Here is a 22,590-nt window from a genome sequence, read left to right on the forward strand (position 1 = left end):
TTACTACGTTTCCGGAAATAGTGGGGACTACGGGAGGTCAGTCAAATCCATCCAACGAATGAGTCGTTCTTTCATAAGGCAAGCCTTGCGTAAGAAATGTCTAATATGGATGTGATTCACCGGTGCCAATAGGCGGCGGATGAGGCTGAAACCGAGCGTCGGCAGGTAAAACGCGGAAGCGAGCGAGCACATGAACGGATCACGATCGAATCCCAACCGCCCGGGCGAACGCTCCTCTCTTGACGCCCTGAACCGTACGATCGAGGGCCTGGAGGCCCGAATCGAGGATCTGATGTCGGGCGCCGGGCGCGAACGCCGCCAGCCCGCTTCCGACCCGCGCCTCGAAAAACCGGCGTCCGTGCAGCCCCCGCAGATGCAGAGGCCAGCGGCGCCTCGCTTTGCCGACCCGCTGGCGGAAATCCGCGAGCGCCAGCGCATGCTGGGATCGGCCCGCGAGCGCATGGCAAGCGCACAGCAGTCGCATGCGGCCGAACCGGTCCGCCAACCCGTCCAATCACCACTCCGCGATAAGATCACGCCGCCGGAAGCCTATCGTCCCAGCCAGGAGCGCCGTCCGGCTGCACCGGTTGCGGCAACTGCCACCGAAGTTTCTGCGAGCCGCTTCGAGCGGGCCGTCGCCAGCCGCGATATGCAAATGCGGGAAACCCGCCAGCAGGCGACCGATGGCGCCTCCATGCGCGAAATCGCCGAAGCGCTGGTCGGCTTGCGTCATGAACTGAAGCAGGACATCGCCGAAGGCGTCGCCCGGGAGATGGGCGCACTGCAAACCGAAATCCGCTCGATCCGCTCGATTGCCGAAGATCATCGCGGCACCGAAGACCTGCGCGGCGATTTCTCCCGTCTTGCCGACAGCATTAGTCAGCTGGGCTACAGCAATTCTCCCGATGCGGAGGCCCTGCGCGCCGAGTTCGAGGAACTGCGCAATGTCATGGCCCAGGTCATGGATGGCGTGGCACGCGAAGATTCCGTGCAGCGCATGGAAAGCCGCTGGCAAGGGCTGGAAGAGCGAATCCACGGGCTTGAGCCAGAGCTTCTGCGCGACGAGGTTTCGCAGCTCGCCTACCGGATCGACGACATCAAGACCCAGCTTGGCGACATGAACGACAGCCCCGCGCTGCGCGCGCTGGAGCAGAAGCTGATTGCGATCGCGACCGCGATGGAGCAACTCGGCAGCCGCATGCAGCCATCGGACGAACTGCTTGCCGAGCAGTTCACCATTCTCGACGAGCGTCTCGACGAAATCACTCGCGCCGTTGCCGCCGGCAGCCGTGCTTCGGCTGCAGCCACGCTCGACCAGGCTTTCATGCAGAAGCTCGACGGCCGGATCGTCGCTATCGCAGAGCAGGTCGATCAGATCAGCCAGGCTGCTGCCGATCCGAGCGAGATGCTGTCCGGACGGATCGAAGCGCTGACCGCGCGGATCGAGGAACTCTCCGACGAACAGGCCGCCATGCGGCTGGAAGAGCGGCTCGACCAGCTTTCGGTCATGCTGACGCAGGCGCAGAAGCCCGCCTATCAGACCGAGCTTTCCGACCACCTCGCCGATATCTCGCGCAAGATCGATGGTCTTGATCACAACTCGATCAACGACATGCTGGGCGAGCGGCTGGATGATCTCGCCCGTCGTATCGACGAGATCGAATATCGCCCGGCGCCTGCCACCGACGAGCGGGCCTTCGACCGGTTGGAAACCCGGCTGACCGACATCGCCATGCGACTGGACGAAGCAGCCAGCGCACCGCGCGGAGACGAAAACGCCCTGCGTAGCCTGGAAGACCAGATCGCGCATCTTTCGAGCCTGATCAGCGAGCCGCAGACATCTTCGGCCAGTGCGCTACCTGATGGTTTCGAGCATCGGTTCTCGGCAATCGAAAGCTACATGTCGACCAACGACGAGTACATTCTGGAAGCCGCACGGCAGGCCGCAGAAGCCGTCGTCGAGGCCTATTCGCGCAATACCGGGGCCGGCGGCATGGCCGTCGCGTCCGGCGACATGGCAGCCCTTTCAGCCCTCGCCGACGATCTTCGCCATCTTGAAGAGCTGACCCGTGGCACGGAAACGCGCAGCCATCAGACGTTCGAGGCCTTGCACGGAACGCTGGTGCAGATCGCCAATCGTCTGGACACGCTGGAAGACAGCATTTCCACGGCCCGTTTCGAGCCCGCCTATCGCGATGCGCCGGCCAATCGCGAAGCCCAGACCGACCAGCCGCTTCGCCATCCCAAGATGCCGGCCACAGCGCAACTGTCCGTTCCAGCGATGGAATTTGCCGGCGCCGAGGACCGCAATGTTGCTTTGGCAGATGCGCCCGTCGAAACCGACGAGGTCGTCGTGCCCCCTGCAGCCGCGCGGGAAGAGCCGGCCAAGCCCGGTCTGCTGGCCGGCCTCTCGAAGCGTTTCAAGTCGGGCACCCGCGATACAGGCGAAAAGCCGGCCCGCACCGTCATAGAGCCAACGCCTTCGATCGATCCAGCCGACATTCTCCCAGCCGGCCGTGAAAACGACCTGCTGGAGCCGGGCTCGGGCGCTCCCGACGTCAAAAAGATCCTCGAGCGCGTGCGTGCCAGCCAGGCCGCCGGCGATTTCAGTGGCGAGAAACCCGGAACGGCCGACAAATCGGACCGCGCTGACTATATCGCCGCTGCCCGTCGTGCAGCCAAGGCCGCAGCACAGGAGACGGATCCTTCACAGGTCAACGCGGTCAAGAGCGTTCGCTCCGCCACCAAGTCGCAGACCACGTCGGTTGCCGGCACGCCGTCCGAAAAGACCGGCATGTTTGCCAAGTTTTCGCAGCATCGCCGCCCCATCCTGATGGCCGTCGGCGCCGTGCTGCTGGTGATGATGTCGATGCAGGTGGTCAAGAACGTGACCGGAAGCCGCGACAGCGCGCCCGAACAGGCTGCCCTCGAAGCCCCGGCTCCGGTCTCCGTGCCGGAAGAGACTGCGCAGGCTCCGAGCGCACCAGTCGAAGCTCCCGCTCCTGTCGACACCGCTCAAACCCCGGCCGAAAGCCCTGCAGCCAGCGATGGTGACGGACAGGATGTGGCAGCGACGCCGCCTCCGGTCGCGCCCGACGCCGCGACAAACCACCTGATCGATCCGGTTCCCGCAGCCGGAGACCTCGCTTCAATGCGTCCGGCCGCCGAAGCTGCTCCGGCACCTTCAGAAGACGCCGGCTTCACGGCACAAGCGCCGGCTGCCGCTGAAATCGAGGCACCGGCTCCGATCGTCGTGCCTGTCGGCCTGGAGCCGAAATCGCTTGCCGACGCCGCATCGTCGGGCGATGCCAACGCGCTGTTCGAGATTGCCACCCGCTTTACCGAGGGACGTGGCGTCAAGACCGATCTCGCAGAGGCGGCAACCTGGTACAAGCTTGCCGCCGACCGTGGTCTTGCGCCTGCCCAGTACCGCATGGCGAACATGTTCGAAAAGGGAACGGGCGTCGAGCGCAACCTCGGTGAAGCCGTTCGCTACTATCAGCTGGCCGCCGAAGCCGGCAATGCCAGCGCCATGCACAACCTCGCCGTTCTCTACGCGTCCGGTGCCACGGGCCAGCCTGACTACACCCAGGCCGTCAAGTGGTTCACCCAGGCCGCCGACCACGGTGTGGCCGACAGCCAGTTCAACCTTGCCATCCTGTTTGCCCGCGGCAACGGCGTGAAGCAGGATCTGGAAGAGAGCTACAAGTGGTTTGCCGTTGCGGCAAAGGCAGGCGACAACGACGCCGCCCAGAAGCGCGACGAAGTGGCCAACGCCATGCGCAAGGAACAGCTGGAAAGCGCCCGCGCCAAGGTCGACCTCTGGAAGGTGATGACACCCGAGCCGCGGGCAAATGCCGTTGTTGTTCCGGATGAATGGGCTGCCGGCAAGCGTCTTACCACCGCATCTGTTGACATGGAAAAGGCCGTCCGCAACATCCAGGCGATCCTCAACAAGAACGGCTTTGAAGCCGGACGGCCGGACGGCAAGCTTGGTGCCAAGACGGTAAGCGCAATCAAGTCCTTCCAGTCCTCTATCGGCCAGGAGCCTTCCGGCCGCATCAACGACGCACTGGTTCGGGAATTGCTGGCACGCAACAAGTAGCCAGCAACCCGTAAGACGACCAATCCGGTCGGGCTGGGGACTATCGGCCACGCCCATTGGAAAACGCTGAAGCTGCTGTTTTCCCCACGGATTCACGAATTGACACCCCGGCAGGCCAAGCGCATGACGGGGTGTCCTTCATGCGCGGTTCATCGCGTCTGTGAAAGGGTTCCCCAAAGCCAGAGCGACGGCCATCTTGAATGCGTGCCGCCTGCAACGGCGTTGTCTTTTTCGACGTGTCGAGGTTCAGCCGTGACTGTCTACCTGCCGATTGCAGAGCTTTCGGTGAACATCTTCATCATCCTTGGCATGGGTGCAGCTGTCGGGTTTCTGTCCGGCATGTTCGGCGTCGGCGGTGGCTTCCTGATCACGCCGCTTTTGATCTTCTATAACATCCCGCCCGTCGTTGCCGTGGCAACCGGCGCCAACCAGGTCGTTGCCTCCTCGATCTCGGGCGCGATCACCCATTTCCGGCGCGGGTCGCTGGATATGAAACTGGGCACGGTACTGCTTGCCGGGGGCCTTGTCGGCGCGACGGTCGGTGTGTGGATCTTCTCCTGGCTACGCCGCATCGGCCAGCTCGACCTGTTCATCTCGCTTCTCTATGTCGTGCTTTTGTCGACGATCGGCGCGCTGATGCTGCAGGAGAGCCTGAGAGCCATGCGGCGGGCAAAGAACAACCAGCAGCTTCCGCTGAAACGCCCGGGCCAGCACAACTGGGTGCACCGCCTGCCCTTCAAGATGCGGTTCAAGAAGTCGAAGATCTATCTCTCCGCCATTCCGATCCTGGTGCTCGGTTTCGTCATCGGCGTCCTCACCTCCATCATGGGCGTCGGCGGCGGCTTCATCATGGTGCCGGCGATGATCTATCTCCTGCGCATTCCGACCAATGTCGTGGTCGGCACCTCGCTGTTCCAGATCATCTTCACCACCGCCTATACGACGATGGTTCAGGCGGCGACGAACTACTCCGTCGATATCGTGCTTGCGACGATCCTGATGATTGCCGGCGTGATCGGCGCCCAGTACGGCGTGCGCGTCGGCCAGAAGCTACGCGGCGAACAGCTGCGCGCGCTTTTGGCGCTGCTGGTTCTCGCCGTCGGCATCCGTCTTGCGATCGGCCTGATCGCAACGCCGAGCGACGTCTATTCGGTGGCCGTCGGAGGACTGTCCTACTGATGCGCAGGCTGATCCTCTCCCTCCTTCTTCTTCTCTCATTCGGATTGTCGCTGGCAACGCAGGTCGCGGCCCAGACGCCGTTCGACACGGCCTCGCCGATCAAGGAAGGGCTGGAGATCGGAGCATCGTCGAGCGAGATTGCCATCACCTCGGATTTCCGCGGCGCCGACCTCACCATCTTCGGGGCCATTACCAATCCGGACGAGCTGCTGCTTGCGATCGGTCAGTACGATATCGTCGTGACGCTTGAAGGTCCGCGCGACTATGCCACCGTGCGGCGCAAGGAACGCGTGCTCGGGATCTGGATGAACACCCAGGCGATGACGTTCGAACAGGTGCCGGAGAGCTATTCGATCGCCAGCACGCGCCAGCTGAACGACCTCGATCACCAGGCGCCGTCCTTCAACAATATCGGGGTCGGCATCGAACACCTGCCTCTCAACCCCACCGGCTACATTCCGAATTCCGGTCTGATCAGCGATTTCCGCGAGGCCTATCGCCGGCAGAAGCTTAACAGCGGGCTTTACCAGCGCGACACGAGCGGCGTGCGCTTCGTCTCGTCCAGCCTGTTCCGCGCCTCGTTGCGGCTTCCAGCCAACGTGCCCGATGGCGTGCACATGGTCCACGCCTATCTGTTCAAGAGCGGCGACCTGATCTTTCAGCGGGAGATGCCGTTGCGCGTGGTCAAGACCGGCCTGGAGCAGGCGATCACCGATGCAGCGCACGAGCGTCCGATCGCCTACGGTCTGTTCTGCGTGCTGATCGCTGTCGTAACCGGATGGGGCGCCAGCATCATCTTCCGCAAGGACTGATCGTCTAACAAATTCGCCGGAACGGTTTCCAATCCTCTCCTCACGCCCTAGTTAGGGCGCAACATACAGTTCCAATGCAAAGCGTCAGCATGTTCCGCCGGATCGCCGCACGCCTTTTGGCTTCCCTGTCCCTCCTCCGTCCGCTGCTTCGGCCGTCCGAACTGCGCGCAGTCATCAGGCGCAGCGAATTCGGCCTGATCCTGATCGCAGGCGTCGTCGGGGTTCTCGCCGGCCTCGCGGTCGCCGCGATGAGTTTTATCTCGCACGCGCTGCATGTCCTGATCTTCAAGATAGGCAGCACCGAGCGCTTAAGCTCGGCAGCGTTTCTCGAGCCGACGACGGTGCTTTTGGCGCCGGTTGCCGGCGGTGTCGTGATGGGCCTGCTCTACCTGATCCTGCGCAAGTGGCGTAAAAAGCCGATGGTCGACCCGATTGAGGCCAATGCGCTGCATGGCGGTCGCCTGTCACTGACCGACAGCATCATCGTCGCGGTGCAGAACCTGATCTCCAACGGTTTCGGCACCTCGATCGGGCTTGAGGCCGGCTATACGCAGCTGTCCTCCGGCATTGCGTCGAAGATCGGGTCATTGGTGCAGTTGCGCCGAACGGATCTGCGCGTGCTGGTTGGCTGCGGCGCTGCCGGTGCCATCGCATCCGCCTTCAACGCGCCGCTGACCGGCGCCTTCTACGCGTTCGAGCTGATCATCGGCACCTACACGATCGTCAGTCTCGCACCGGTCGTCGTTGCGGCGCTTGCGGCAACCTTCGTCACCCGGCTTTTCGTCGGCGACGCGTTCATGATCGATATCGGCAAGATCGGCACCGTCGTGCCCGCCGATTACCTGCCGGCGGTGGTGCTGGGCATCGTCTGTGCGGGCGGCGGCATCCTGCTCATGCAGGGTGTGACCAAGGTCGAGGAACTGGCGCGCGCCAGTTCCATCTCGTCCGCCTTCCGGCCGGCGATCGGAGGACTTGCGGTGGGCCTGCTGGCGCTGATCGATACGCAGGTGCTTTCGGCCGGTCACGGCGCGCTGCATGCCAGCCTCAACCAGAATATGGCGATTGGCGCGGTGCTGGGGCTGCTGCTGCTCAAATCGCTCGCTTCAGCCATCACCATCGGCGCCGGTTTCCGTGGCGGCTTGTTCTTTGCCTCACTGTTTCTCGGTGCGCTGATCGGCAAGCTGTTTGCCTATTCGACACCCTACATCTTCGCCAATGCGACGCTGACGCCAGTCATCTATGCCGTGGTCGGAATGAGCGCGATGGCCGTTGCCGTGATCGGCGGACCGCTGACCATGACCTTCCTGGCGCTCGAAGTGACCGGTGACTTTCCGATCACGGCGCTGGCGCTTGCCGCGGTCATCACCTCGTCCGTCGTGGTGCGCACCACATTCGGCTACTCGTTTGCGACATGGCGTTTTCACCTGCGTGGTGAAAGCATCCGCAGCGCCCATGACGTCGGGTGGATCCGCAACCTTACCGTCGACAAGCTGATGCGCGCCGACGTGAAGACGGCACCGGCATCCATGACACTCGAGGACTTTCGCAAGGAGTTTCCGCTCGGATCAACCCAGCGCGTGATCATGGTCGGTGAGGACGAAAAATATATCGGCATGGTGCTGACGCCGGAAATCTATTCGGCGGCGACCGAAGGCGGCGAGGAAAAGCCGCAGCTAGCCGATTTCATCCGCTTCAAGAACGACGTTCTCCTGCGCAGCATGAATGCCAAGCAGGCAGCGGCGATGTTCGACAAGACGGAGACGGAAGCGCTGGCCGTGGTCAACAACCAGATCGAGCGCAAGGTGATCGGCCAGCTTTCGGAAAGTCATACGCTGCGGCGCTATACGGAAGAGCTGGACCGACGGCGTCGGGAGATCTCGGGCGAGATCTAGGCGGCACGCATCGTTTGAGTCGACGGGGCGGAACCGCTGTGGCCCGCCCCGCCGGTGGCATTACATAGCAGGTAGAACCGCGATGTCACGTACATCGGTCTCGACGCCGGAGATTGTACCGACTTCGGTCGCAGCGCCCGTTTCCAGGTTGACCGTGTAGAGCATCTTTCCGGCTGCGAGATAGGCGGTGTTCTTGCCGCCGTCCTCACCCTGGATATCGAAGGCGTAGGTCGCAGGCTTGTCCTTGAGACCGAGCTTGCCGATTGCCTTCAGGGTACCGTCGTTCGGCTTGGTCTGCTGGATCAGTGCGCCGATCGTGGCATCGATGTTGTACATCGCGGTCTTCTCGGGCTTGCCGATCGAATTGGTATAGGCCGCGGCGACGATGTTCGGGGCTTCGCCCTTGTGCATGTCGCCCTCTTCGAAGGCGAGCGTCCCATCGACCGTGACGGCGCCCGTATCCGGATGGACGCGGTGGTTGGTGGTGCCGGTCATGAAGCGCAGGCGGTCCGCCATCGGGTTGAAATCGACCACGACCGGAGCGTCCGACATGGTCAGCATCTTGTCCATCTTGGCGACTTCGGTGGCGGCACCGGTTTCGAGATTGATCGAGACGATCGCGTGTTCCGGCGTGACGCCGATCACGGTCTTGTTGCCCGGGCGGAAATCAATGCCAACCAGCTTGGTGACGCCGGTGACTTCCATCGTCTTGGTGACTTCAGGCTTTGCCGTGTCGAACATCACCAGCGTCTTGTCGCCGGTGAGACCGAGGACCGGGGCGGCGGAGGCGGCAACTGCGCCCGTGACGGCTGAAGCTGCGAGGATCGAGGATGCGATCAGAGCGTGGCGAAGGGTCTTCATGGTGTCTTTTCTCCCGTTGAAACCTTTGACGAGAGCATGTCGGCGCATGGCCTTTCCGATGCTCTCAGAAGGGAGACACACGGGCGGATGCGTTTGGATGCAGGAGACGAAAATATTTTTCGCTGCATCCAGTTTCCGGTTTGGCGTGTCCTTAAGTTCGAAGGCGACTTTGCAGCCGGTAAACCTTTCGAGACTGGACGAGCCCATGCCCGCCGTGGCAACAGCACAGAGACGATATTCGCGTTCCTGCGAACGCGCATGGGGAGAGAGCGGCTTGGCCCTGGTGACCGACCAAACACACGATCTCGAGATGGCCCTTGCCGCCTGCGCTGCGGGCGACCGTCAGGGCTTGCGCCGCATCTTCGACGACGAGGCCGGCCGGCTGGTGGCTGTTGCGCAGCGGATCGTGCGGCGGCGGGAACTGGCGGAAGAAGTGGTGCAGGAAGCCTTCATCCGCATCTGGACCCATGCGCATCAATATTCCCCCGAGCGCGGATCGGCTCGCGGCTGGATCTACGCGATCGTGCGCAACCGCGCACTCAATCTGTTGCGCGACGGCAAGCGTGAGGATCTGGTCGGCGAAGACCGGCTCGAGACGCTGCAGGACGGCGAGCAGCTGGACCAGATCATGGCTTCCTTCCACAGGCTCGACCGCAACAGCCGTCTGCACGAGTGCCTCGGTTCCCTCGACGAGATCAAGCGACGCGGCATTCTGATGGCCTATGTCGGCGGCTACACGCATGGCGAAATCGCCGGACGCCTCAAGCTTCCGCTTGGAACGGCAAAATCGTGGATCCGGCGCGGACTTTCCTCGCTGCGGGAGTGCATGGCATGAGGATCGAGGAACGAGACTTTCCGGCCATCGCCGACGACTATGTTCTGGGTCTTCTCGATGCGGCTGAGGCTGCCGAGGTCGAAGCCGCCATCGAGCGCGACGGCGGCCTTGCCGAAGCAGTCGCCAGGGCACGCGAGCGGTTCCTGCCGCTCGACACCAGCGTCGAGCCGGCTCCGGTATCCTCGGCGCTGTGGGACGCGATCTCTTCCCGTCTGCCGGAGCAACCGGGCGCCGCTGCCCCGTCTCTCGCTTCGGTTTCGCCGAGACTGCCTCTCGCGGGCAACGACAACAGCCGCTCCGGCTGGCGGGCAACCGCGATCTCCGCAATCGCGGCGTCGCTGATCCTTGCCGGTGGTCTGGTCTGGAGCGTCACCCGGGTGAACGAGCCGCTGGTGGTGGCCGTGCTCCTCAACGAGGCCGGCGAAATCCAGGCCGTGGTCGAGGATTTTGGCAACGACACGGCAAGTGTCAGACTGCTCAGCGACTTTACGGTGCCGCAAGACAAGACGATGCAGGTCTGGACGCTGCCCTCGCGTGACATGGGGCCGATGTCGCTCGGTCTTTTGGAAGGCGCGCATTCCGCAACGCTGCACGGCCCTGCGCTGCCGAGACCCCAGGATACCCAGCTCTACGAGATCACCCTCGAACAAGCCGGCGGCTCCCCGACCGGCCGCCCGACCGGCCCGATCCTCGCCAAGGGGTTCGCAAAACTGCCACGCTAGAGGCGCGCAACCGCCTTGGCCTTTCGGCCAATTGCGCACCAAAAACCGGGCTGTATTCTCCCTTCGCCGAAGGGAGAATGGGATGACGCTGACGCAGGACACACCACGTCCGATAGGTGAACCGGTGACGATCACCTGCCAGGACGGGGTGGTGCTCGGCGGTCACATCTGGCCGGCATCGGGGCCGCCGCTTGCCAGTGTCGTCATCAACCCGGCAACCGGCGTCCTTGCCCGCTACTATCACTATTATGCAGAGTTTTTAACGAGGCACGGCTTCGATGTGCTGACCTACGATTATCGCGGCATCGGACTGTCGCGACCGGCGAGCCTTAAGGGCTGCGGCTATCGCTGGCGGGACTGGGGCGAGCAGGATTTCGACGCAGCGCTTCGGTTCATGCACGACAGGCGGCCGGATCAACCGCTGCAGGTGGTTGGCCACAGTATCGGCGGCTATCTGCCCGGCCTATCTCCGAACGGGGCACGGATCGACCGGATGCTGACGGTGGGCGCGCAATACGCCTACTGGCGCGATTATGCGCCGGGGCACCGCGCCCGGCTGTTTTTCAAGTGGCATGTAGTGATGCCGGTGCTTACCGCCGCATTCGGCTATTTCCCGGGCAAGCGGCTCGGCTGGCTCGAAGACCTGCCGGCAGGCGTTGCCAACGAGTGGAGCTTTCGCGGGGCCCGGATGGAGATGACCCATCCGGTCGGCGAGCGCGACGAGGTTCTGCGCCGGTTTGCGGCGGTCACGGCACCCATCCTGGCCATTGCCGTTGCGGACGACGACATCGGCAGCGTGGCAGCTATTCGCCGCAGCCTTGCCTATTATACCGGCGCCGAACGGACGGAGGTTCTGCTGGAGCCCGCGGTCTACGGGCACTCACGGATCGGGCATTTCGGCCTGTTCCACGCGCGCCACAGTGAGGAGTTCTGGACCGACACACTGCGTTGGCTGAAGGAGGGGATTGATCCCTGGGGCGATCAGCCCAGCAAATTGCCGTAGCGGACGGAATAGATGCGGTCGCGGCCGAGGAGGTGGGCGACCAGGGTTTCGCGGTCGAATATGCCCTGCATCGCCTTGTGATTGAGATCGAGGCCGCCGGCGAGAACGCCGAAGGCGGGCATGAGGAGGCGGTGGCCGTCGCTGGCAAAGCACGGACGGCGGACGGATTTCTCGCGGCGGCGGACGGTGGCGGATGGGTGGAGATGGCCTGCGACCTCGCCCTTGACGCCGTTCGGGCCTGTTGCCAGGCTCGGTTCATGGCGGAAGACGAGGTCGCCATAGACGAGTTCGTCGGTGCAGGTACCCGGCAGGTCGATCGTACCATCAGGATCGTGGTTGCCGTTGATCCAGATCCAGTCGCGACCGCGCGCCATGTCTGCAATCATGGTGCGCAGGTTTGCCGGCAGGTATTCCGAGCCGCGGCGATCATGGAAATTGTCGCCGAGCGACACGACCACTTTCGGATCGTAGCGGGCAATGACGGCGGCGAGGATGTTGAGGGTGGCGATCGTATCGTAGGGCGGCAGCATCATGCCGCGACGCGCGAAGGCAGCGCCCTTTTCCAGATGCAGGTCGGACACGACGAGCATGCCGGTTGCCGGCAGATAGAGGCCGCCGAGCGGATCGCAGACGGCCGCGACGCCATGGACGACGATCTCTTCCGCACCGGTCGCGACCGGGGTCACCGTGCTGGATTGGGCGGCTAGGCGCAGGCGGTGCAGCAATGTCTTTCGGTCTTTCCTGTCTTGCGGCGCAAAGCTTTTTAGCCGCCCCGCCTGGCATTGTCCGGGCCATGCGTGGCGAATGAAGCCCTACCCCATCGCCTCGGCGATCAATTCGTCTGCGGCCTCTGCCAACACCACGTCTTGCGCTTCGCCCGGTACCGTTTCACGGCCGATTTCCAGCATGATCGGCACCGCCAGCGGCGAAACGCGATCCAGCGCACGGTGGGTGATATGCCCTTTGATTCGGGCCAGCATATCTCCTAGCCGGCCAATATCCAAAAGCCCCGTTGCCGCATCGCGGCGTGTCGCTTCCAAAAGAACGTGATCGGGCTCGTGGCTGCGCAGAACGTCGTAGATCAGATCGGTCGAGACCGTGACCTGCCGGCCGGTCTTTTCCTTGCCCGGATGACGCCGCTCGATCAATCCGGAAATCACGGCGCAATTGCGGAAAGTCCGCTTCAGCAGATAGCTTTCCGCAAGCCAGGTTTCGAGATCGTCGCCCAGCATGTCCTCGTCGAAAAGGTCGGAAAGGCTGAGGCTGCCGTCCGCGATCATGCCCCCCATGTCGTTGAGGCCGTAGACGGCGAGCGAATAATCCGTGGCGACAAAGCCGAGCGGCCTGCCGCCGGCGCGCTCCAGCCGGCGCGTGAGAAGCATGCCGAGCGTCTGGTGTGCGAGCCGACCTTCGAAGCAGTAGGCGATCATGAAGAAGCGTTTGCCGCGCGGAAACGTCTCGATCAGCAACTCGTCGCGGCGCGGCAGGATGGAGCGTTCCTTCTGGATCGCCAGCCAGTCGCGCACCTGATCCGGCAAAACCTTCCAGCGCTCCGGATCCGCCAGCATGGCGCGCACCTGATCGGCGAGATAGGTGGTGAGCGGAAACTTTGCGCCGGCATAGGTCGGGATCATCGGATCGGTGGAATAGGTGTTCGACACCAGACATTCGTTTTCGCGGATGGTTTCGAACCGCAGCACCTTACCGGCAAACAGGAATGTATCGCCCGGCACGAGCTGTTCCAGGAACTGCTCCTCCACCTTGCCGAGCGTCATGCCGCCGCGGCCGACTGCGCCCTTGGCATTGCGCTTGACGAGGCGGACACTGAGTTCGGTCGCCTCGACGATGGTGCCGAGGTTGAGGCGGTATTGCTGCGCCACCTGCGCATTCGAGACCCGCCAGCGGCCCTCCTCCGTCTTGCGGATCTTGGCGTAACGCTCATAGGCGCGCAGGGCATAACCGCCGGTCGCGACGAAATCGACGATCCGTTCGAACATTTCCCACGAAAGGCCGGCATAGGGCGAGGCCGAGATGATCTCGTCATAGAGCTCGAGCGGATCGAACGGCTCGGCGCAGGCCATGCCGAGGACGTGCTGGGCCAGAACATCGAGCGCACCTTCGCCGACCGGCGGCGTATCCTGGGCGCCGAGGTAATTGGCATCGAGCGCCGCCTGGCATTCCATCACCTCGAACCGGTTGCCGGGCACGAGGATCGCCTTCGAGGGTTCGTCCATGCGGTGATTGGCGCGGCCGATGCGCTGGGCGAGACGCGAGGCGCCCTTGGGCGCGCCGATATGGAGGACGAGATCGATATCGCCCCAGTCGATGCCCATGTCGAGCGTCGAGGTGGCAACGACGGCGCGCAGCTTGTTTTCGGCCATCGCCGCTTCCACCTTGCGGCGCTGGCCGGCGTCGAGAGAACCGTGGTGGAGCGCGATCGGAAGATTGTCGTCGTTGATGGTCCACAGCGCCTGGAACAGGAATTCCGCCTGGAAGCGGGTGTTGACGAAGATCAGCGTCGTCGCATGGCGCTTGATCTCGCGGTAGACATCCGGAATGGCATAGGCCGAGACATGGCCGCCCCAGGGAATGCGGTTTTCCGTGTCGAGAATGGTGATGTCGGGTGCCGCCCCGCCCGTCACATGAACAAGGCCGGCGGGTGGGGCCGGATGTTCGCCCTGCGGCACCAGCCAGCGCTGGAGATCCATCGGATCGGCCACGGTGGCCGACAGCCCGATCGTCTGCATGCCGGGTGCGAGACGGCGCAGGCGCCCGAGGGCGAGCGACAGGAGATGGCCGCGCTTGGAGGTGACCAGAGAATGCAGCTCATCAAGGACGACGTATTTCAGGTCCTTGAAGAACCGCTCCGCCTCCTTGTTGGCGAGCAGCAGCGACACCTGTTCGGGCGTGGTCAGCAGAATATCGGGCGGATTGAGCTTCTGGCGCTGTCGCTTCGACTGCGGCGTGTCGCCGGTGCGGTTCTCGACGGTGACGGCGAGCCCCATCTCGGTGACCGGCTTCATCAGGTTGCGTTCGATATCGACCGTCAGGGCCTTCAGCGGCGAGATGTAGAGTGTGTGGATGCCGGTAAAGGCAGAGCCCGGCGGGATCTTGCCGCGCATGACCAGATCGGTCAGCGACGGCATGAAGCCCGCAAGCGTCTTGCCGGCGCCGGTCGGCGCGATCAGCAGCATGTTTTCGCCGGCCTGGGCGCGGGCGAGAAGTTCCAGCTGGTGGGCGCGCGGAGACCAGCCCTTTTCCGCGAACCATTTGAGGAACGGGCGGGGCAGAGCGACAGCATCAGAGCCGGGCGTTGGGTTTTCGACGAGATCCACGTCGTTAAGGTAAGACGAACCGGGCGAAAATGAAGAGCATTACCGAACGATATATCTATCGGTGCGGTGGTTGATCGCAAGCGTCAGGTTCAGCGTCACCGCGGCGATGACCGAGCAGAGGATGACGAAGGGGCTGGCGACGAGGCAGGACAGGACCAGCACGACACAATCAAGCCCGAGCTGCACGAAGCCGGCCCGCCAGCCGAGACGGTCCTGCAGGTAGAGGGCGAGAATGCCGAAACCGCCGAGCGAGGCGCGATGGCGAAACAGGATCAGCATGCCGCATCCGATCAGGAGACCGCCGAACAGGGCGGCAATGACCGGATCGATGGCGCTGATGGTAATCACCTTCGGCAGGACGCCCGTGAGCACCGACGTGACCGCGACGGCGGAGAAGGTCTTGACCGTGAAGACCGGACCGAGCCGCTTGTAGGCAAGCCAGTAGAACGGAAGGTTGAGCAGGAAGAAAGCGGCACCGAAACTGATATCGACCGAGTAGCGCAGCAGGAAGCCGATACCTGCCGTGCCGCCGATCAGAAGGTTTGCGGCCTGCAGCAGCACGACGCCCAGCGCTGCCAGCATGGAACCGGCAAGGATCGCCTGCACATCTTCGATGAGCGAGTGTTTTTCCGAGCTGGACGCCCATAGGCCGACGGGGCTCTTTTTGTCGGTCACGTTTGCCATCAGCGCACCGCGATGTAACGATCGGAGCGATGGTTGACGGTCAAGAGCAGATTGAGCACGACAGCACTCAACAGCGACCAGACCACGGTCATCGGGCTGACGACGAAGAAGGCGGCGGCCATGACGCAGAGATCGAAGCCAAGCTGAACGAGGCCTGCCGGGATCTTGAACCGGTCCTGGATATAGATCGCGAGAATGCCGATGCCGCCGAGCGAGGCGCGATGCCGGTAAAGGCCCAGAAGGCCGAAGCCGATCAGGATGCCGCCGAGCAGCGCTGCCCAGAATGGATCGAGATACTGGATCACCAGAAAGCGCTTCTCCAGCTCGGCAATGACGGAAACGCCGGCAATGGCGATGAAGGTCTTGACCGAAAAGCCGAGGCCGAGGCGCTTGAAGGACAGGTAGTAGAACGGCAGATTGACGACGAAGAACAGGACGCCGAAGGGAATATCGAACGCATAATGCAGCAGGAAGGCAACGCCGGCCGTGCCGCTGGTGAGGAGCCCGACCTGGTTCAGGAGATAAAGACCTAGGGCTGCAACCATGGCACTGATGAAAAGGCCCTGCGCATCTTCCAGCATCGTATGGCGTGCCGGATCAAGGCTGTAGAAACCCATACGGCGCCTTGCTGCAACCTGTTCGTCGGCCACGCTATTCCCCTTGATTTTTGGCGGATTGTGCACCGCGATAGCAGCTTCATCAAGCGACATCGCTGCGCGCGCCGACGGCCTTTCGAAATAACAACAAAGTGAAGGCTTACCCGGTCTTTCGCGACAGAAACAGTATGCCGTGGATGGGTTTGCCGGCATCCATGCGAATGGTCGTCCGCTCGACGGCGATGAGAACGAAGCCGTAATGCGCGAGCAGGCCGCCGATATAGACTTCCGAATGGGCGTAACGGAGCGAATCCTTGAGCACAAACGTCTCGTCCTCGCCCGCATCTTCCACCGAGAAGGCGAACAGGCCGGCCGGTGCCAGGAGTTCGTTCACGAGTGGGAAGACGGTTTCCAGCGAGCCGAGATACATCAGCACATCGGCTGCCGAGACGAGGTCGGCGCGGTGCGGTGGAAGCGTGTCGAACAGGCCGGACTGTGCTGCCTCAAGGCTGAGATCCGATTGCCCTAAGTGATCGTAGAGGTGTTTTTCCGCAGCCTTGGCCAGCATGTTGGCGGACAGGTCGAACCCTTCGAGGCGCCCTGCCCGGTCGCGGATCTCGGCGCCGAACAGGCCGGTGCCGCAGCCGAGATCGACCACGGTCGCAAACGGCCCATGGGGCGCAACCAGCGTGCCAAGCTTTTGCGGGACCGAGTAGTTGAGCTTTTCCACCAGTGACGTATCGAACCTGTCGGCATAGTCGTCGAACAGGCCCTCCACATAGCGGCTGGGCGGCTGGTCCGGGACATCGCCGGCGCCGATCAGCGCGAGCCGCAGGCTGGCGCCGAAGATATCGTCCGGCTGCAGTTCGAGCGCGCGGCGATAGGCGTCGGCTGCATTCGCGAGTGCCGCCTTGTCGCGGTATTCGCCGAGCCTGAACCATCCGGCGGCCCAGGTGGGCACGAGTTCCAGTGCCTGCTCCATCAGTTCTGCGGCGGCGGGAAAATCCTGTCCCTCGGCCAGCATGCGGGCATAATCCGCGCGGCGGTCGGCAATGACGTCACCGGAAGAGAACTGGATCGCGCTCATGGCGTGACGGCTTTCACTGGAGTTACGGCGGGCATTACGGCGAAGGTGGAGTTGCGTCATCTCGCCATTCCCCTTGCCCCTCCTGTCACCCGGGCCACAAAAAAACTCAAGTTGTATTTGAGAGGCTAGTGAAGAGTGCCTATGTGACAGGCTGCGGGACTGTTCCCGCAAGGCTATGGCAATCCCAAACCAATTTTCCAACGGTGGAGACGATCGACGATGGCGGATGGCGTGAACAGGTTCCTCGGCGATTCGATCGGCCGCACGATCGTCAAGCTGATCGTCGTCTGCCTGATCGTCGGCTTCGTGCTGGCGTTTTTCGGCTTCACGCCGGACAATATCGTCGACACCATCCGCTACTATTTCCTCGACCTCTGGTACAACGGTTTCCAGGCACTGGGACGCGTCGGAGACTATCTCCTTCTCGGCGCGATCATCGTGGTGCCTGTCTTCATCGTGCTGCGGCTTCTGAGCATTCGCCGCTGAATGTCGATGGTGTCTCTCCCCTCCCGTCGCACCTTTCTGGCGCTCGCCGGCACCGGCCTTCTCCTTGCCGGCTGCTCCACCACAGCAGTCCTGACACCGACGCCGGGTTCTGTCGACGAGACGGAAGCGGCGCTTCCGCTCGTCAACAAGCTGCGCCAGGCAAAGGGCCTTTCGTCTCTTGGCCTCGACAAGCAGGCACGACTGGCAGCAGGGCGGCAGGCCGTCCGAATGGCGAAGGCCAAGGAAATGAAGCACCTGATCGGCTTCGGGGACGATTTCGGCGACCGGATGCGAAAGAGCGAGGTGGCGCTGCCAGCGGCGGAAAACATTGCGGCTGGCCAGCATGATGTCGGCGACGCGGTCCAGGCCTGGATCGACTCGCCGAAACACTTGCGCAACATGCTGGGCAGCTACAAGAGCCTCGGCGTTGCCGCCGCCCGCGCAAGCGACGGACGGCTGTACTGGGCGATGGTGCTTTCCAACTGATCGAAGCCGGCGGCTAGAGGCTTTTGGCCGCCCATTGGTCGAGATGCGTGTCGCGCAGATCGCGGATCGAGGTGACCTTTTCCTGGTCAAGCAGAGACGACAAGCCGCGGACGATTGCGGATGGCAGGCCCGGCCCTTCATAGACCATGCAGGAATAGACCTGAACGAGATCGGCTCCGGCGCGGATCTTTTCGAGCGCTTGCGCCGCATTTCCCACACCGCCAACGCCGATGATCGGCAGGTCCTTGCCCACCCGCTGGCGCATCTTGGCAAGCACGGTCGTGGAGCGTGAAAACAGCGGCGCGCCGGAAAGGCCGCCCGCTTCTTTCGCCTGGGTCTGGTTGCGCAGACCGTCACGCGCCAGTGTCGTGTTGGAGACGATCAGACCATCCAGAGCATGGGACGTAGCTTCTGCCGCGACGTCGTCCATTCCCTCTTCGGTCAGATCCGGCGCGATTTTCAGGAAGATCGGCACGGAACGGCCATGGCGGGTCGCCTCTTCGTCACGCACGGACAGGATTGCCTCGAGCAGTGCCTTCAGACTGTCGCGCGCCTGCAGGTCGCGCAGGCCGGGCGTGTTGGGCGACGAGATATTGGCTGTGAAATAGGTGGCAAGGCCGTAGAATTTGCGGATACCGGCGACGTAATCGGCGATACGGTCCTGCGCATCCTTGTTGGCACCGATATTGACGCCCACGATGCCGCTTGCGCCTCTACGGGCCGAAAGTCGCTGGAACGCCGCCTCGTGGCCCTCGTTGTTGAAGCCGAGCCGGTTGATGATGCCGCGATCCTCGACCAGCCGGAAAATGCGCGGCTTGTCGTTGCCGGCCTGCGGCTTCGGCGTGACGGTTCCGATTTCGGTGAAGCCGAAGCCGAGCTTCAGGACCGCATCCGGCACTTCGGCATTCTTGTCATAGCCGGCGGCAAGCCCGATCGGGTTTTCGAAGCGGATGCCGGCGATCGTCTGGGCGAGCCGCGGATCGGCCTTGAGGCTGCAGGCCGGCACGACACCGCTTTTCAGCGCCGCGACCGACAGGCCGTGAGCTTTTTCCGGATCGAAGACGAACAGACTGCGCGACGCCAGCGCCGAAAACGGCCGCATCACTGTTCCGATCATGGCATTTTCTCCGGAAAGGCATGCTGGCCGTCAACGCCGATCAAAAGCGGCATTTCCCAGAGCACGGCTGAAAACGGCAGGAAGCCATATAGGTGGGGGAAAAGATCGCCGCCGCGCGAGGGTTCGAATTTCAGGGCATCGCCCAGAACCAGCGTGTTGACGGCGACCAGCATCAGGCCCGTCAGGCCGGCGAAATGCCGCTTGGCCGTTTCGCGCGCCTGGGACCCGGTGGAGAAATGGATGTAGCCGTCGCGCAGGTCGATTTCCGCACCTTCGAAGCGACCAGTCTCCTTGGCCTTGCGCCAAAGTGAATCGGGTACGATCTTGTAGACGATATCGGGCATCACGAACTCCCATAGTCCGGCTCTGATCTATGATCGGCACCGTTTGCCGCAAAGGGCGTTGATTGTCCATGGTGCAATGAGGAGGAAGGATCATGAAAAGGATCACTGCGACACGAGTCTTTGTAACCGTTGCGCTCTCGACGCAGGTGCTTTCGCTGCCGGCTCAAGCGCAAGACGACCGGCGGTTCCAGCTGGAGCGGACCGAACAGGGGATCGTTCGGCTGGATACGCAAACCGGCGCGATGTCGCTGTGCAACGACACCGACGGAGAACTGGTCTGCCGCATGGCACCGGACGAGCGGGCCGCCTATGAAAAGGAACTGGATCTGCTCGAAAAACGCGTAACCGCGCTGGAACAGCGTCTTGCCGATCGCCCCAAGACCTTTCCTGATGACGATGCTGTCGACCGGTCGCTCTCGATCATCGAGCGGTTCATGCGCGGCGTCATGTCGATGGTACGGGAATTTGGCGGCGAGCCGCAACCGGACAGGACCTGAGTCATGCTATTTTGCAGACTTGTGTCGCGCCACACTCGGCGCTACACATTAGGTATTACAGGGAAAGCACGACTATGCCTTTGGGAGGGGGCGTGGACATGCAGACACTCAACATCATCATCGCCGACGACCATCCGCTTTTCCGCGGTGCGCTGAAACAGGCGATACAAGGCGTTGCCGACGAAATTGTCATCATCGAAGCGGGCGACTTCGATGCGGCGAGAACAGCGGCGCAAGACAATCCCGAAACCGATCTCATGCTGCTCGACCTTGCCATGCCGGGCGTGAGCGGATTTGCGGGCCTGACGTCGCTCAGGTCGGCCTTTCCGGCGCTACCGGTGATCATCGTTTCAGCCACGGACGATCGCAGCACGATCAGGCGGGCGCTCGATCTGGGCGCTTCCGGCTTCATTTCCAAATCCTGCGGGCTTGACGATATCAGGGCCGGAATACAGGCCGTGCTGGAAGGCGATATCTGGGTGCCGAAAGGCGAGACATCGCAGAGCGAGGAAGACGCCGCAAGATCAGACATTCTCGACCGTCTGCGGACGCTGACGCCCCAGCAGCACCGGGTTCTGTCGATGCTTGGCGAAGGCCTGCTCAACAAGCAGATCGCCTACGAGCTGGGCGTCTCTGAGGCGACCATCAAGGCGCATGTCTCGGCTATTCTTTTGAAGCTGAACGTCGATAGTCGCACCCAAGCCGTCATCAAGCTCGGCCGGCTCAACATGGCCATGGTGGCGTAGGATAGCAGCAAAGGATTTTATTCCTTTTCTGCTTTACGAAATCCCCCTGCTGGGCTAAATTCTGCGACGAGCAAGCGGAGATCGCCCATCTCCGGGCGGCGGCGCCTTGAGGGCCGGTATCCTTGACGCTTGCATCCAACGGGACTGATCGGCAATGGCAGGCGGAAGGCGGCAACGGCTGTTTCCTCTTGCGCCGGGGGCAGGGACGACGATGCTGTCACATGAGACGATATGGATCGCGATCGACACGCTGGCTGAGCGTCATCAGCTGTCGCCGTCCGGGCTTGCCCGACGCGCAGGACTGGATCCGACCTCGTTCAACAAGTCGAAACGGCTTGGCCCCGACGGACGACTGCGATGGCCCTCGACGGAATCGATTGCCAAAGTTCTGGAAGCGACCGGCGCAACGGTCGATCAGTTCATGAGCTATCTGCCGCATGCGATGGGCAGGTCGCAACTTCCCGACGGCAATTTTCCCTCCCAGAACGGCACGATCCCGCTGCTCGGCTTTGCCCAGGCCGGCTCCGGCGGCTTTTTCGACGATGGCGGTTTTCCTGCCGGACAGGGCTGGGATGTGGTGGAGTTTCCCGTCGATCCTGCTCGAAAAGCCGGTGTCTACGCGCTCGAGGTCCAGGGCGATTCCATGATGCCGCTCTATCGGGACGGCGACGTGCTGATCGTCGAGCCCGGCGCACAGGTTCGGCGTGGCGACCGCGTGGTGTTGAAAACCCGCGAGGGCGAAGTGATGGCGAAAGTTCTGGCGCGCCAGAGTGCGCGCCTGATCGAGCTTCTGTCGCTCAACCCCGAACACGCGAACCGTTCCTTCGACACGGCCGATGTGGAATGGATGGCACGGATCATCTGGGCGAGCCAGTAAGCCGCGTTGCATTCAACGTATCTTGAGAAAAAATTCCTTGGTCTCAATAGAGGCCGTTCGGGAAATAGCGCAGGTAGAGTTCCTGCAGGCGGCCGTTGCGCGACAATTCGGCCAGCGCCTGATCAAAGGCGGCGGCAAGGGTCGGATCGTTTCTGCGGACCATGATGGTCAGGCCCTCGCCTAGAAATTTCTGCGACAGGTAGGGGCCGTCGAACAGGCTGCAACAGGTCTCCGATGCCTCGCTTGCGACCCAGAACGGCAGGCGAAGGCCATCGGCAAAGACGGCATCCACTTGTCTCTCCTTCAGAGCTTCCAGCATGTCCTCGTAACTGTCGAACGACTTTTGCGTGAGCTTCGGGAAGAACGCTCTTAGCATCGCCTCATGCGCCGTTCCCGCGACGACACCGACCGGACGATCGCTGAGGTCCGATACCGTGGTCGCAGCCAGTGTCGCCGCGTTGTTGCGGGCAAACCTTGCCGGGATACCGAGATAGGGCCTGGAAAAAAGAAAGCGCTGCCGCAGCGACGGAGTTGCAGCGACCGCTGCCATCACGGCCTCCCCGCCCCCGTCTTCCAGGGTCTTTTCGAGATCCGCGAAGGGCATGGCCTGAATCTGGCACTTTGCCTCGATCTTCAGGACCGTGCAAATCTCGCGGGCGAGATCGATGTTGAAGCCTGACAGCCGGCCAGATTGATCTGCGAAATTGAAAGGGGGGAAATCGACAGTCGTCAGGATGCGCACGCGCAGGATTGTCGACAGATCCTGGCGCTCCACGCGTTCTCGTGCGTCAAACATCAGCGGAAGCTGGGTCGCCGGGGTAGAAGGCGGAGCGGTGGAGGCCGCAAGTGCCTGCGATGCGGACAGAAGTCCGTATATCACCACCACCAAGAGCTGCATAAACTTGAAAACACCACTGCTTTTTAGG

The 22,590-nt window shown here is 62.6% G+C and carries 21 protein-coding genes; 12 read left to right on the forward strand and 9 right to left on the reverse strand.

What is annotated here, in order from left to right:
- Positions 1–190: 190 nt before the first annotated feature.
- The 4 genes from ACQY1J_RS18435 (at position 191) to ACQY1J_RS18450 (ending at position 7,988) form a co-directional block, all read left to right on the forward strand.
- Positions 191–4,105, forward strand: a complete 3,915-nt coding sequence (locus ACQY1J_RS18435) for a peptidoglycan-binding protein (protein ID WP_430250522.1) — start codon at positions 191–193, stop codon at positions 4,103–4,105.
- A 252-nt stretch (positions 4,106–4,357) separates the two neighbouring features.
- Complete coding sequence (locus ACQY1J_RS18440) at positions 4,358–5,284, forward strand: sulfite exporter TauE/SafE family protein (RefSeq protein ID WP_062453888.1); 927 nt, start codon at positions 4,358–4,360, stop codon at positions 5,282–5,284.
- Positions 5,284–6,096, forward strand: a complete 813-nt coding sequence (locus ACQY1J_RS18445) for a TIGR02186 family protein (RefSeq protein ID WP_062453889.1) — start codon at positions 5,284–5,286, stop codon at positions 6,094–6,096. Before ACQY1J_RS18440 ends, ACQY1J_RS18445 begins: the two co-directional genes overlap by 1 nt.
- An 89-nt stretch (positions 6,097–6,185) precedes the next feature.
- A complete protein-coding gene (locus ACQY1J_RS18450; RefSeq protein WP_430251990.1) occupies positions 6,186–7,988 on the forward strand; it encodes a chloride channel protein in 1,803 nt (600 codons plus the stop codon).
- Positions 7,989–8,048: 60 nt separating this feature from the next.
- Here the strand turns inward: ACQY1J_RS18450 and ACQY1J_RS18455 are convergent, their stop codons facing one another.
- Entirely contained in the window at positions 8,049–8,849 is an 801-nt protein-coding gene (locus ACQY1J_RS18455) for a DUF4394 domain-containing protein (RefSeq protein ID WP_062578984.1), read from the reverse strand.
- Positions 8,850–9,159: 310 nt separating this feature from the next.
- Between ACQY1J_RS18455 and ACQY1J_RS18460 the strand changes: the two genes are divergently transcribed.
- The 3 genes from ACQY1J_RS18460 to ACQY1J_RS18470 all read left to right on the forward strand — a co-directional run bounded on the left by ACQY1J_RS18460 (position 9,160) and on the right by ACQY1J_RS18470 (position 11,409).
- Positions 9,160–9,684 (forward strand): sigma-70 family RNA polymerase sigma factor, encoded by a 525-nt coding sequence (locus ACQY1J_RS18460; RefSeq protein WP_113165352.1) that lies wholly within the window; start codon positions 9,160–9,162, stop codon positions 9,682–9,684.
- Positions 9,681–10,406 carry an anti-sigma factor gene (locus ACQY1J_RS18465; RefSeq protein WP_062453891.1) on the forward strand — a complete coding sequence of 242 codons (726 nt, stop codon included), beginning with the start codon at positions 9,681–9,683 and terminating at the stop codon, positions 10,404–10,406. The genes ACQY1J_RS18460 and ACQY1J_RS18465 overlap by 4 nt, the downstream gene beginning before the upstream one ends.
- A gap of 82 nt (positions 10,407–10,488) precedes the next feature.
- Entirely contained in the window at positions 10,489–11,409 is a 921-nt protein-coding gene (locus ACQY1J_RS18470; protein WP_430250523.1) for an alpha/beta hydrolase family protein, read from the forward strand.
- Here the strand turns inward: ACQY1J_RS18470 and pdeM are convergent.
- From pdeM to ACQY1J_RS18495, 5 genes are all read right to left on the reverse strand, one after another.
- Complete coding sequence (pdeM, locus tag ACQY1J_RS18475; protein ID WP_430250524.1) at positions 11,388–12,134, reverse strand: ligase-associated DNA damage response endonuclease PdeM; 747 nt, start codon at positions 12,132–12,134, stop codon at positions 11,388–11,390. The genes ACQY1J_RS18470 and pdeM overlap by 22 nt on opposite strands.
- 87 nt (positions 12,135–12,221) lie before the next feature.
- Positions 12,222–14,744, reverse strand: a complete 2,523-nt coding sequence (locus tag ACQY1J_RS18480) for a ligase-associated DNA damage response DEXH box helicase (protein WP_430250525.1) — start codon at positions 14,742–14,744, stop codon at positions 12,222–12,224.
- A 39-nt stretch (positions 14,745–14,783) separates the two neighbouring features.
- Complete coding sequence (locus ACQY1J_RS18485; protein WP_430250527.1) at positions 14,784–15,428, reverse strand: YitT family protein; 645 nt, start codon at positions 15,426–15,428, stop codon at positions 14,784–14,786.
- Positions 15,428–16,045, reverse strand: coding sequence for a YitT family protein (locus ACQY1J_RS18490; RefSeq protein ID WP_062453896.1), 618 nt, complete (start codon positions 16,043–16,045; stop codon positions 15,428–15,430). The genes ACQY1J_RS18485 and ACQY1J_RS18490 overlap by 1 nt, the downstream gene beginning before the upstream one ends.
- A gap of 139 nt (positions 16,046–16,184) precedes the next feature.
- Positions 16,185–17,111, reverse strand: coding sequence for a methyltransferase (locus ACQY1J_RS18495; RefSeq protein WP_430251992.1), 927 nt, complete (start codon positions 17,109–17,111; stop codon positions 16,185–16,187).
- A gap of 219 nt (positions 17,112–17,330) precedes the next feature.
- Between ACQY1J_RS18495 and ACQY1J_RS18500 the strand changes: the two genes are divergently transcribed.
- Positions 17,331–17,597: a DUF6460 domain-containing protein gene (locus tag ACQY1J_RS18500; RefSeq protein WP_062578966.1), complete on the forward strand. Its 267-nt coding sequence runs from the start codon at positions 17,331–17,333 to the stop codon at positions 17,595–17,597.
- The gene (locus ACQY1J_RS18505) at positions 17,598–18,083 is read left to right on the forward strand and encodes a CAP domain-containing protein (protein ID WP_062578965.1); all 486 of its coding nucleotides are present in this window, start codon (positions 17,598–17,600) and stop codon (positions 18,081–18,083) included. It begins immediately after the preceding gene.
- 13 nt (positions 18,084–18,096) lie between these two features.
- Here ACQY1J_RS18505 and ACQY1J_RS18510 read toward each other — a convergent pair whose 3' ends face one another.
- The gene (locus ACQY1J_RS18510) at positions 18,097–19,188 is read right to left on the reverse strand and encodes a quinone-dependent dihydroorotate dehydrogenase (protein ID WP_430251994.1); all 1,092 of its coding nucleotides are present in this window, start codon (positions 19,186–19,188) and stop codon (positions 18,097–18,099) included.
- Positions 19,189–19,196: 8 nt separating this feature from the next.
- Positions 19,197–19,544 (reverse strand): DUF952 domain-containing protein, encoded by a 348-nt coding sequence (locus tag ACQY1J_RS18515; RefSeq protein WP_062453901.1) that lies wholly within the window; start codon positions 19,542–19,544, stop codon positions 19,197–19,199.
- Positions 19,545–19,636: 92 nt separating this feature from the next.
- Between ACQY1J_RS18515 and ACQY1J_RS18520 the strand changes: the two genes are divergently transcribed.
- The 3 genes from ACQY1J_RS18520 (at position 19,637) to ACQY1J_RS18530 (ending at position 21,664) form a co-directional block, all read left to right on the forward strand.
- Positions 19,637–20,041 carry a hypothetical protein gene (locus ACQY1J_RS18520; protein WP_092663642.1) on the forward strand — a complete coding sequence of 135 codons (405 nt, stop codon included), beginning with the start codon at positions 19,637–19,639 and terminating at the stop codon, positions 20,039–20,041.
- A gap of 98 nt (positions 20,042–20,139) precedes the next feature.
- Positions 20,140–20,787, forward strand: a complete 648-nt coding sequence (locus ACQY1J_RS18525) for a response regulator (RefSeq protein WP_062453903.1) — start codon at positions 20,140–20,142, stop codon at positions 20,785–20,787.
- Between the two features lie 211 nt (positions 20,788–20,998).
- Complete coding sequence (locus ACQY1J_RS18530) at positions 20,999–21,664, forward strand: S24 family peptidase (RefSeq protein ID WP_062453904.1); 666 nt, start codon at positions 20,999–21,001, stop codon at positions 21,662–21,664.
- 43 nt (positions 21,665–21,707) lie between these two features.
- Here the strand turns inward: ACQY1J_RS18530 and ACQY1J_RS18535 are convergent, their stop codons facing one another.
- Positions 21,708–22,562 (reverse strand): transporter substrate-binding domain-containing protein, encoded by an 855-nt coding sequence (locus ACQY1J_RS18535; protein ID WP_430250528.1) that lies wholly within the window; start codon positions 22,560–22,562, stop codon positions 21,708–21,710.
- Positions 22,563–22,590 lie beyond the last annotated feature (28 nt).

The organism is Neorhizobium sp. DAR64860/K0K1, from assembly GCF_050500205.1.
GTDB classification, from domain to species: Bacteria; Pseudomonadota; Alphaproteobacteria; order Rhizobiales; family Rhizobiaceae; genus Neorhizobium; species Neorhizobium soli.